This is a genomic window from Escherichia sp. E2562 (assembly GCF_005781075.1).
Lineage (GTDB): Bacteria > Pseudomonadota > Gammaproteobacteria > Enterobacterales > Enterobacteriaceae > Escherichia.
Genome location: NZ_VATM01000021.1, coordinates 24,707 through 36,287, shown reverse-complemented (window position 1 = coordinate 36,287; position 11,581 = coordinate 24,707). Strand labels below are relative to the sequence as shown.

At 53.1% G+C, this 11,581-nt stretch carries 9 protein-coding genes; 5 read left to right on the top strand and 4 right to left on the bottom strand.

All coding sequences use genetic code 11. From position 1 onward, the window contains the following. Window positions 1-226: 226 nt before the first annotated feature. The 3 genes from metF to yijE all read left to right on the top strand — a co-directional run bounded on the left by metF (window position 227) and on the right by yijE (window position 4,637). Window positions 227-1,117, top strand: a complete 891-nt coding sequence (gene metF / locus FEK43_RS20400; RefSeq protein ID WP_135408559.1) for a methylenetetrahydrofolate reductase — start codon at window positions 227-229, stop codon at window positions 1,115-1,117. A gap of 340 nt (window positions 1,118-1,457) precedes the next feature. After that, window positions 1,458-3,638 carry a catalase/peroxidase HPI gene (gene katG / locus FEK43_RS20395; RefSeq protein WP_130222342.1) on the top strand — a complete coding sequence of 727 codons (2,181 nt, stop codon included), beginning with the start codon at window positions 1,458-1,460 and terminating at the stop codon, window positions 3,636-3,638. Between the two features lie 93 nt (window positions 3,639-3,731). Then, a complete protein-coding gene (gene yijE / locus FEK43_RS20390) occupies window positions 3,732-4,637 on the top strand; it encodes a cystine transporter YijE (RefSeq protein WP_130206576.1) in 906 nt (301 codons plus the stop codon). 26 nt (window positions 4,638-4,663) lie between these two features. Here yijE and FEK43_RS20385 read toward each other — a convergent pair whose 3' ends face one another. The 4 genes from FEK43_RS20385 to ptsP all read right to left on the bottom strand — a co-directional run bounded on the left by FEK43_RS20385 (window position 4,664) and on the right by ptsP (window position 9,846). Further along, the gene (locus FEK43_RS20385; protein ID WP_135408562.1) at window positions 4,664-5,281 is read right to left on the bottom strand and encodes a DUF1287 domain-containing protein; all 618 of its coding nucleotides are present in this window, start codon (window positions 5,279-5,281) and stop codon (window positions 4,664-4,666) included. 275 nt (window positions 5,282-5,556) lie between these two features. Continuing rightward, window positions 5,557-6,660 carry a bifunctional L-1,2-propanediol dehydrogenase/glycerol dehydrogenase gene (gene gldA / locus FEK43_RS20380; protein ID WP_130206574.1) on the bottom strand — a complete coding sequence of 368 codons (1,104 nt, stop codon included), beginning with the start codon at window positions 6,658-6,660 and terminating at the stop codon, window positions 5,557-5,559. Between the two features lie 10 nt (window positions 6,661-6,670). Beyond that, window positions 6,671-7,333, bottom strand: coding sequence for a fructose-6-phosphate aldolase (gene fsa / locus FEK43_RS20375; RefSeq protein ID WP_130206572.1), 663 nt, complete (start codon window positions 7,331-7,333; stop codon window positions 6,671-6,673). A gap of 11 nt (window positions 7,334-7,344) precedes the next feature. Continuing rightward, window positions 7,345-9,846, bottom strand: a complete 2,502-nt coding sequence (ptsP, locus tag FEK43_RS20370) for a phosphoenolpyruvate--protein phosphotransferase (protein ID WP_135408564.1) — start codon at window positions 9,844-9,846, stop codon at window positions 7,345-7,347. A gap of 309 nt (window positions 9,847-10,155) precedes the next feature. Here ptsP and FEK43_RS20365 point away from each other — a divergent pair, with 309 nt between their 5' ends. Both FEK43_RS20365 and FEK43_RS20360 read left to right on the top strand, forming a co-directional pair. After that, complete coding sequence (locus tag FEK43_RS20365) at window positions 10,156-11,235, top strand: PTS fructose transporter subunit EIIC (RefSeq protein ID WP_130215303.1); 1,080 nt, start codon at window positions 10,156-10,158, stop codon at window positions 11,233-11,235. Window positions 11,236-11,249: 14 nt separating this feature from the next. Then, window positions 11,250-11,570, top strand: coding sequence for a PTS fructose-like transporter subunit IIB (locus FEK43_RS20360; protein WP_130206566.1), 321 nt, complete (start codon window positions 11,250-11,252; stop codon window positions 11,568-11,570). The last annotated feature ends 11 nt before the right edge of the window (window positions 11,571-11,581 follow it).

Below are 11,581 nucleotides of genomic sequence, written 5' to 3'. Positions count from 1 at the left end.
GATGGCTTATCCGTTTATTCATTACTTCGCGCGCGATAATGTGAGAGAACCCATTTACCCTCACATTCAAATGAAGAAAATTCATCTTCACTGATTATTCCTCACCATCATGGGGCATTTTTCGGTTGACGCCCCTCGGCTTTTCCTTCATCTTTACATCTGGACGTCTAAATGGATAGATGTTCACAACACAACATATAACTACAAGCGATTGATGAGGTAAGGTATGAGCTTTTTTCACGCCAGCCAGCGGGATGCCCTGAATCAGAGCCTGGCCGAAGTCCAGGGGCAGATTAATGTTTCGTTCGAATTTTTCCCGCCGCGTACCAGTGAAATGGAGCAGACCCTGTGGAACTCCATCGATCGTCTTAGTAGCCTGAAACCGAAATTTGTTTCAGTGACCTATGGCGCAAACTCCGGCGAGCGCGACCGTACGCACAGCATCATTAAAGGCATTAAAGACCGTACTGGTCTGGAGGCTGCACCGCATCTCACCTGCATTGATGCGACGCCTGACGAGCTGCGGACCATCGCCCGCGATTACTGGAATAACGGTATTCGCCATATCGTGGCGCTGCGTGGCGACCTGCCGCCGGGAAGCGGTAAGCCGGAAATGTATGCCTCTGACCTGGTGACGCTGTTAAAAGACGTCGCGGATTTCGATATCTCCGTGGCGGCGTATCCGGAGGTGCATCCGGAAGCGAAAAGCGCCCAGGCGGATTTGCTTAACCTGAAACGCAAAGTGGACGCCGGCGCCAATCGCGCAATTACCCAATTCTTCTTTGATGTCGAAAGCTACCTGCGTTTTCGTGATCGCTGCGTTTCGGCGGGTATCGATGTGGAAATTATTCCTGGCATTTTGCCCGTCTCTAACTTTAAACAGGCGAAGAAATTTGCTGACATGACCAACGTACGCATTCCGGTGTGGATGGCGCAAATGTTTGATGGTCTGGATGATGACGCCGAAACCCGCAAGCTGGTGGGTGCGAATATTGCGATGGATATGGTGAAGATTTTAAGCCGTGAAGGGGTGAAAGATTTCCACTTCTATACGCTTAACCGCGCTGAAATGAGTTACGCGATTTGCCATACGCTGGGTGTTCGACCTGGTTTATAAGTGCTTTGGTTTCTGTAAAAATCACACGGTGATCACAAAATTAAAACAAAGCACAAAATGCCTCCTCGAAGCGAGGGGGCAGACAAGTAAAACTATTGACTCGCTTTTTCTCCTTCATTCCTTAAAAGAACAGAGAGAAAACAGGGATAAAACCCTTTTTTATAAGGTATTTGTCCGTAATCGGACATAATCAAAAAGGCTTATTTAAGATCAATTTGATCTACATCTCTTTAACTAATGATATGTAAGATCCCAACTATCGCATCCGTGGATTAATTCAATTATAACTTCTCTCTAACGCTGTGTATCGTAAGGGTAACACTGTAGAGGGAGTATATTGATGAGCACGTCAGACGATATCCATAACACAACAGCAGCCGGAAAATGCCCGTTCCATCATGGCGGTCATGACCAGAGCGCCGGTGCGGGAACAACCACTCATGACTGGTGGCCAAAACAACTCCGTGTTGACCTGTTAAACCAACATTCTAACCGTTCTAACCCACTGGGTGAGGACTTCGACTACCGCAAAGAATTTAGCAAGCTAGATTACTACGGCCTGAAAAAAGATCTGAAAGATCTGCTGACAGAGTCTCAACCGTGGTGGCCAGCAGACTGGGGCAGCTACGCTGGCCTGTTTATTCGTATGGCCTGGCACGGCGCGGGGACTTACCGTTCAATTGATGGTCGTGGCGGCGCGGGTCGTGGTCAGCAACGTTTTGCACCGCTCAACTCCTGGCCGGATAACGTCAGCCTGGATAAAGCGCGTCGTCTGTTGTGGCCAATCAAACAAAAATATGGTCAGAAAATCTCCTGGGCCGACCTGTTTATCCTCGCGGGTAACGTGGCGCTGGAAAACTCCGGTTTCCGTACCTTCGGTTTTGGTGCCGGTCGTGAAGACGTCTGGGAACCGGATCTGGATGTTAACTGGGGTGATGAAAAAACCTGGCTTGCCCACCGTAACCCGGAAGAACTGGCAAAACGCCCATTAGCAGCAACCGAAATGGGGCTGATTTACGTTAACCCGGAAGGACCAAATGCCAGTGGCGAACCGCTTTCTGCGGCTGCAGCTATTCGCGCGACATTTGGCAATATGGGGATGAACGACGAAGAAACCGTTGCGCTGATCGCGGGTGGTCATACGTTAGGTAAAACTCACGGCGCAGGCCCGGCAACGCACGTAGGTCCTGATCCAGAAGCGGCCCCGATCGAAAACCAGGGCTTAGGCTGGAAAAGTGATTTTGGTTCCGGTGTCGGTGCTGATGCCATTACGTCAGGTCTGGAAGTGGTCTGGACCCAGACGCCGACCCAGTGGAGCAACTATTTCTTCGAAAACCTGTTCAAGTATGAGTGGGTACAGACTCGTAGCCCGGCAGGCGCCATCCAGTTTGAAGCTGTAGATGCACCGGAAATTATCCCGGATCCGTTCGATCCGTCGAAGAAACGTAAGCCGACGATGCTGGTCACTGACCTGACGCTGCGTTTTGATCCAGAGTTTGAGAAGATTTCACGTCGCTTCCTTGACGATCCGCAAGCGTTCAACGAAGCCTTTGCCCGTGCGTGGTTCAAACTGACGCACAGGGATATGGGGCCGAAATCTCGTTACATCGGACCGGAAGTGCCGAAAGAAGATCTGATCTGGCAAGATCCGCTGCCACATGCGTTCTTCAACCCGAGCGAGGAAGATATCCTTAACCTGAAGACGGCGATTGCTGAGTCTGGTCTCTCTGTGAGCGAGCTGGTTTCTGTTGCCTGGGCTTCTGCCTCCACCTTCCGCGGTGGGGATAAACGTGGCGGTGCCAACGGTGCGCGTCTGGCATTAGCTCCGCAGCGCGACTGGGAGGTTAATGCCGCAGCAGCACGCGCATTGCCGGTGCTGGAGGGGATCTATAAATCCTCACACACGGCTTCACTCGCTGACATTATTGTTCTCGCCGGTGTTGTTGGTGTCGAAAAAGCGGCGAGTGCTGCGGGTATCAGCATCAGTGTTCCGTTCACACCTGGCCGCGTAGATGCACGTCAGGATCAGACGGATATCGAGATGTTCGAGCTGCTCAAACCTGTTGCTGATGGTTTCCGTAACTATCGCGCTGCGTCGGGCGAGGCTACCACTGAATCACTGCTGATCGATAAAGCGCAGCAACTGACGCTGACTGCACCAGAAATGACTGTGCTGGTGGGCGGGATGCGTGTGCTGGGCGCCAACTTCGATGGCAGCAAAAACGGTGTCTTCACTGACCGTGTGGGCGTATTGAGCAATGACTTCTTTGTGAACTTGCTGGATATGCGCTACGAGTGGAAAGCGACCGACGAATCGAAAGAGCTGTTCGAAGGCCGTGATCGTGAAACGGGTGAAGTGAAATACACCGCTAGCCGTGCGGACCTGGTATTTGGTTCTAACTCCGTTCTGCGTGCACTGGCAGAAGTTTACGCCAGCAGCGATGCCCACGAGAAATTTGTTAAAGACTTCGTGGCAGCATGGGTGAAAGTGATGAACCTCGACCGTTTCGACCTGCTGTAATCTGACCTTCTTCAGCGACTGCCTTTCAGGCAGTCGCTGAAGTTTCTTTACCGGCGTATAGTGTCCACAGGAAAACTACACACTGGATCTCTCATGTCTGCCGCAGGAAAGAGCAACCCACTGGCAATCAGTGGCCTGGTTGCGCTCACACTTATCTGGAGTTATAGCTGGATTTTCATGAAGCAAGTCACCAGCTACATCGGTGCCTTCGACTTCACCGCCTTACGCTGCATTTTCGGCGCTCTCGTTTTATTCATCGTTCTTTTGTTACGTGGTCGCGGAATGCGCCCGACGCCGTTTAAATACACCTTAGCCATTGCCCTGTTACAAACCTGCGGGATGGTTGGCTTGGCGCAGTGGGCGCTGGTCAGCGGTGGAGCGGGGAAAGTGGCGATCCTGAGCTATACCATGCCGTTCTGGGTGGTGATTTTCGCCGCGTTGTTTCTCGGTGAACGCCTGCGACGTGGGCAATATTTCGCGATTCTGATTGCCGCTTTCGGTTTATTTTTGGTGTTGCAGCCGTGGCAACTCGATTTCTCTTCGATGAAAAGCGCCATGCTGGCGATCCTCTCCGGCGTCAGTTGGGGGGCGAGCGCCATTGTCGCTAAACGCCTTTACGCCCGTCATCCGCGCGTGGATCTATTGTCGTTAACATCCTGGCAGATGCTGTATGCGGCGCTGGTGATGAGCGTGGTCGCCTGGCTGGTGCCGCAACGTGAAATTGACTGGCAGCCCACCGTGTTCTGGGCGCTGGCCTACAGTGCAATTCTGGCGACGGCGCTGGCGTGGAGCTTATGGTTGTTTGTATTGAAAAACTTGCCTGCCAGTATTGCCAGTTTAAGCACACTGGCCGTTCCCGTTTGCGGCGTACTCTTTTCCTGGTGGCTGCTCGGTGAGAATCCTGGTGCGGTTGAAGGTAGCGGTATTGTGCTGATTGTGCTGGCATTGGCGCTGGTGAGCCGTAAGAAAAAAGAAGCCGTCAGTGTAAAAAGGATCTGAATTTTTTCTTCATGTGGGGCGAGCTCTTATTTAACAAAATAGCGATAGTGCCCCACAATCCGCCAGCTAAACAGCACATCTTCTTCCTGCGCGCCCGCGCCAATGTTATGTATCACCAGCGGCGTACCGTCGCGGGCGAAGCCATCTGAAACTACCCCAATATGTGCCAGCCCGTTGTCCAGTCGCCAGGAGACAATATCGCCCGCTTGATAGTCACCAGCGTTTTTGCTGGTGGGGCGTGTTTTATCGTGGCGGGTAAACCAGGTTTCCAGATTAGGCACCCGACGGTGATCGATGTTGCTGTCCGGGCGCTTTAACTTCCACTTTTGCGGATAATCGGCAAAATTCTTCGCCATATCTTCGTGAACCAGTTTCTGCAAATCGACCTTCTGGCTGCGCAAGGCGCGGATCACCTCATCGGAACATACGCCGCGTTCTTGCGGGACATCACCGCCAGGATAGGTAAGCTGCACATACGCCGGATCGTAAAATAGCGTGCTGCCAATTTGCTGTCTGGCACCGTCCGCGATGGCAAGATTGGTGTTGGCCTGGATTGGTACCACGGCTGGTGGAACGGCGGGAGATTTTAAGGGGGGGCTGGTAAATGCCGTTAGCAGGCTGACCAGCGCCAGTGAAGCTTTCATCTGTTTCATCCGTGAAAATAAGAGTCACAGATTCGACCTTCCGGGCTAACGATTGTTCTGTGGAGAAAATGTCCAGAAGCGGATAAAAAAACTCCCAATCAACGTGGGAGTTTCAGATTACTGGCACAGAGTGCCGGATGCGACGTGAACGCCTTATTTGGCCTACAAAAACACGCAAATTCAATATATTGCAGAGATTAGATAGGCCACATAAGCGTAGCGCATCAGGCTATTTTGCGTTCAAACTCCCGGACAAACCGGGAGTTTGACATAGGTTATTCCCACTCTTGCAGGAAACGCTGACCGTACTGGTCGGCTACCAGCAGTGCGGCGTAAACCTGATCTGGCGTCGCGCCGCCAGGCATGTTGTGAATGGTTTCACCTTCTGCACATGCTGCTTCTGCCACAATTCGCATTTTCGCCGGGACATCTTCTTTAATATCCAGTTGAGCGAGAGTTATTGGCAAACCTACCGCATGGCTAAGTGCGGCTACGGTTTCGATTTCCTCAACCGGCGCGTTTTCCAGAACCAGCTGCGTCAGCGTACCGAATGCCACTTTTTCACCGTGATAATAGTGATGCGCATCTGGGATAGCGGTCAGGCCGTTATGCACCGCGTGTGCCGCCGCCAAACCACCGCTTTCAAAACCAACGCCGCTCAAATAGGTGTTCGCTTCAATCACGCGCTCCAGCGCCGGAGTCACTACATGCTGTTCGGCGGCAAGCATCGCTTTTTCGCCTTCTTCCAGCAGGGTGTTGTAGCACAGTTCAGCCAGCGCCAGCGCCGCCTGAGTACACTTACCGCCCGCCATGGTGGTCGCGCCGCTACGAGAGCATGCACGCGCTTCAAACCAGGTCGCCAGCGCATCACCAATACCCGCTGCTAACAGACGCGCAGGTGCGCCCGCGACGATTTTAGTATCGACAATGACCATATTCGGGTTATTTGGCAGCAGCAGATAGCGGTCAAATTCACCATCATCGGTGTAAATAACAGACAACGCACTGCACGGCGCGTCGGTAGAAGCGATGGTCGGTGCGATTGCTACCGGAACACCCATGAAATGCGCCAGTGCTTTGGCGGTATCAAGGGTTTTACCGCCGCCAATACCGAGAATCGCGCCACACTGTGCCGTTTCGGCAATGCCGCGCAGACGATCGATCTCATTTTGCGAACATTCACCGCCAAAGGGGGCGATTTCAACAACCAGCCCGGCATCTTTAAAGCTTTGCTCGACGGTTGCCTGAGCAAAACCTAATACAAATTTATCGCCAACAACCAACCAACGTTCTGCCAGCGGCTTCAGGTATTCGCCCAGGCGATTAATGACATCAGCGCCCTGGATGTATTTACCCGGTGATTGAATAATGCGGTCCATAATTGCTCCTTTAGAGATGAGTAGTGCCAAATGCGGCATTCCAGTCGTGCTCGAACTTCTCTATAGCCGACTCTACCGCAGGGGTGTTGAGCATTTGTTGCGCTACATCTAAGGGCAGTGTGATGGATTCACATCCTGCCAACAAACAATCCAGCGCCTGACGTGGTGTTTTAAAGCTGGCAGCCAGCACCATGCTTTCTGGCGCGTGCATTTCCAGTAACGCTTGCAGCTCCTGGACGGTACGAATGCCGTCTCCGCCCTGAGCGTCCACGCGATTTACATAGGGAGCAACGTATTTTGCCCCTGCCAGCGCGGCCAGCAATCCTTGCGCGGCGCTGTACACTGCGGTGCCAAGTGTAGTAATACCCTCTTTTTTCAACAATTTAATTGCTGCCAGACCTTCTGAGGTTACCGGAATTTTCACCACAATGCCCGGAATAACGTCGCGCAGGCGCTTCGCTTCCTCCACCATCCCCTGCGCGTCGCGGCTCATGGTCTGAGCAAACAGAATGCCTTCATCACCAATCGCTTTTTGCAGACGCGGCAGCACTTCCCAGATGGACTCCTTGCTGGCAGCGATAATGCTCGGGTTAGTTGTTACCCCGGCAATGGGGAATATGCGTGCCAGACGTTCGACTTCTGCGACGTTAGCGGTGTCCAGATACAGTTCCATGATGTTTCCTTTTACAGTTCCAGTTCATGTTGCAGCAGGCTGGCGATAGCGTCGGCAGAGGCGGCGTTAACCAGCGCGTTACGGAATTCTTCGTGCATGATGCGACGAGCGAGACGCGAGAAAATGCGCATATGCTGATCGCCCGCGGCGTGTTTGTTCAGCGTTAACATAATGATGAATTGCGCTTCATCATCGCCCCAGCGCACCGGCGCTTGCAGACGCGCTACGCTGATGGTGGATTGCTCAATGTGTTCTGATTTGCTGTGTGGAATGGCGAAACTAAAGCCCAGACCGGTAGAGAAAACGGCCTCGCGTGCCCACAAGTCGGCTTCCAGTTTACGCGGATAGCGGCAGCGGCCCGCCAGCAGCAGGTTATCGGTCATGCCTTTGAGCACTTCTTCTTTGCTGCGCCAGTCACTTTCCAGCGTGATGCATTCGGCGGTGACCAGCGGTGCGTCCTGTTGCGTCATACGGAATTGCGCCAGCAGGTGTTCCACTTCCAGCGAAGTTCGGCAGGCCATTGCCTGGTTGAGCAACTGGCGGCATTCGCGGCTATCAAGCTGTGCCATTCGCGCTTTCGCTGCCGGAATTGACGGTGCGCTCATGCTGAGTTCATCCAGACCTAAACCAATCAGCAACGGCAGCACGGAACCTTTCGCCCCCAGTTCTCCGCACAGACCAATCCATTTCCCCTGGCGATGCACCGCCTGCACGGCGTAATCGAGCGCCCGCAAGAATGCCGGATTCAGGCTGTTGTAGTGACGAGTAACCTTAGCGTTATCGCGATCCACCGCCAGCAGATACTGCGTCAGGTCATTACTGCCGATACTAAAGAAATCAATCTCTTCGCAGCATTGATCGATGATGAACATCACCGATGGCACTTCCAGCATAATGCCGAGCTGGATCTTCTCATCAAACGGAATGTGTTCGTTACGTAGCTGCTGTTTGGCTTCTGCCAGTTTTTCTTTCACCCATAAGATCTCTTCCATTGAAGAGATCATCGGGATCATGATTTTCAGGCTGCCGTGAGCAGAGGCGCGCAGGATCGAGCGTAGTTGTGTGGTGAACAGCGAGGCGTATTCTTCATAAATACGCACCGCGCGATAACCGAGGAACGGGTTAGCTTCTGCCGGAATGTTCAGATAATCAACGGGTTTGTCACCGCCAATATCCATAGTGCGCACAATAATGCTGCGCCCGTTGGCGGACTCCAGCGCCTGACAAAAAATGTTGTACAGCTCGCTTTCGCCCGGTGCACTGGTGCGATCCATATAGAGCATTTCAGTGCGGAACAAACCAACGCCTTCCGCACCATTGCCAAATGCGGCCTGCGCTTCCACGGAGTGGGCGATGTTCGCCGCGACTTCGATACGGATACCGTCAGCGGTACGCGCTTGCTGGGTCAGCCAGACACGCTGTTGCTCACGCAGAGCGTCCTGTACGCGGGCTTCTTGCTGATAATAACGGGCTACGGCTTCCCCTGGCTCAACCACAATTGCCCCGGCGTTGCCGTCGATATAAATCGTTTGTTGCTGCCACGGGGTAAGGGCATCGATATCCACACCAACCAGCGTCGGAATGTTGAACGAACGAGCAAGAATTACCGTGTGTGAGGTGGTGCCGCCGCTTTTGAGCAACAATCCTTTGAGGTGATTTTTATCCAGTTCGAGGAACTGGCTGGGGGTCAGTTCATCCGCCATACAAATAGCGGGATGTGTCAGTTTACCTGGCGCCGGAAAGCGTTGTTCACCGTAGATTTGCTGGAGTAGCTGGAAGCACACGTCGCGCACATCCAGCGCACGCTCTTGCAGGTAGCTACTGCTGGAACGGGCGAACTCTTCGCAAAAGTGATTCGCGCTGGCAACAATCGCTTCGGCGCAGCTTAATCCCTCGCTAACGCCTGCCAGTAAATGTTCGCGCAGGGACGTGTCGCCAGCCAGCGAGCGGTGCGCTTCCAGAATCGCGCTGGTAGCACCGTCGCTATCCAGCAGACGAAACTCAATGTTTTTCATCACCAGCGTCAGGCCGTTTTCCAGCGCGGATTGCTCAGCGTCCACACCTTTGGCGGCGGGAAGATTACCCAGTGCGTTGAGATCTAACGATGAAATTGGCGTCAGCGTGCCGCCTGCGCTACCGCTACATACGGTGCGGGCGCGAATAATGCGCGGATTCAAATTAGTGAGTGAAACCGGCAGCGGCTCCAGCTCGTCAGATTTAACTTCTGCCAGCGGCGCATCGCAGTGGGGGAATTCATCACGTAACCACTGGCTCAAGCGCTGGTGTGCTGCTTGTTCGTCAGCCCCGGAAATCAGTAACTGGCAGTTATCGCCCACCAGTGTATCGGTGCCAATCAGCGCCAGGGCGCTTTTGGCGTTGCCTTTACGGTCAGTACGCAGGTTATGCCACTCAATTTGAGATGAAAAAGTATTACACAGCGTTTCAACGTGGCTTGCCGGACGCGCATGTACGCCGTTAGGCAGCTCACAAATAAATTCCACAATCAGGGCCATTGCCTCTCTCCCGGTACGGTTTTCTGTTTACAGGATAAGAGCGCATGGCAACGACCTGCCATGTGACAAATCTGCCAAAAGCTGGACAAATGTAATGTAACCGCCAATTTGCGACGCGTCTCACAAGACGCGCCATTCCGGCATGATTCCGAGTTAACGCAAGTTATGAGGCGGATCGCATTTTTGTACTGACATTACAAAAGTCCAGTAAATGGCCTTTTTATCCACTGTTTGACCTGCTTGCGATTGCCTATTGTTTCTCCCATCAAAAAATATGGACATAGGCTTGGGTAAGCCTGGGAGCGACTTATGAATGAGTTGGTACAGATCCTGAAAAACACTCGTCAGCACTTAATGACGGGCGTTTCACACATGATTCCCTTCGTGGTATCGGGCGGTATTTTGCTGGCGGTTTCCGTCATGTTGTATGGCAAAGGCGCAGTGCCGGATGCCGTAGCCGATCCGAATCTGAAAAAACTGTTTGATATCGGCGTTGCAGGTTTGACGCTGATGGTGCCTTTCCTCGCCGCTTACATCGGTTATTCCATTGCAGAACGTTCTGCGCTGGCCCCGTGTGCTATCGGTGCCTGGGTTGGTAACAGCTTTGGTGCGGGCTTCTTTGGTGCGCTGATCGCCGGGATCATCGGCGGCATTGTGGTGCATTACCTGAAGAAAATCCCGGTGCATAAAGTTCTGCGCTCGGTGATGCCTATCTTCATTATTCCGATCGTCGGTACCTTAATTACCGCTGGCGTCATGATGTGGGGGCTGGGCGAGCCGGTAGGCGCGTTGACTAACAGCCTGACTCAGTGGCTTCAGGGTATGCAGCAAGGCAGCGTGGTGATGCTGGCGGTGATTATGGGGCTGATGCTGGCGTTCGATATGGGCGGCCCGGTTAACAAAGTGGCCTATGCGTTTATGCTGATTTGCGTCGCTCAGGGTGTTTATACCGTGGTGGCAATTGCTGCCGTGGGGATCTGTGTTCCGCCGCTGGGCATGGGGCTGGCAACGCTGATTGGTCGTAAAAATTTCTCCGCAGAAGAGCGCGAAACCGGTAAAGCGGCGCTGGTAATGGGCTGTGTTGGCGTCACCGAAGGGGCGATTCCTTTCGCTGCCGCCGATCCGTTGCGTGTCATTCCTTCCATTATGGTAGGGACTGTCTGTGGCACGGTGACCGCAGCAATGGTAGGTGCGCAGTGCTATGCAGGCTGGGGTGGTCTGATTGTGCTGCCGGTGGTTGAAGGCAAGTTGGGTTACATCGCGGCAGTGGCTGTTGGGGCTGTAGCAACGGCTATCTGCGTTAACGTGCTGAAAAGTCTGGCGCGTAAAAATGGGTCTTCGACTGATGAGAAGGAAGACGACCTGGATCTGGATTTTGAAATTAATTAATTGAGGAACGAGCCATGACGAAAATTATTGCAGTAACCGCATGTCCTTCAGGTGTTGCCCATACCTATATGGCGGCAGAGGCGCTGGAAAGTGCCGCGAAAGCGAAAGGCTGGGAAGTGAAAGTAGAAACCCAGGGGTCGATTGGTCTGGAAAACGAACTGACTGCGGAAGACGTGGCGAGCGCCGATATGGTGATTCTGACCAAAGATATCGGCATCAAGTTTGAAGAGCGTTTTGCTGGCAAGACCATCGTGCGCGTCAACATCAGCGATGCGGTAAAACGTGCTGACGCCATCATGAACAAAATCGAAGCCCATCTGGCACAGACTGCTTGAGTTTTTAGCCC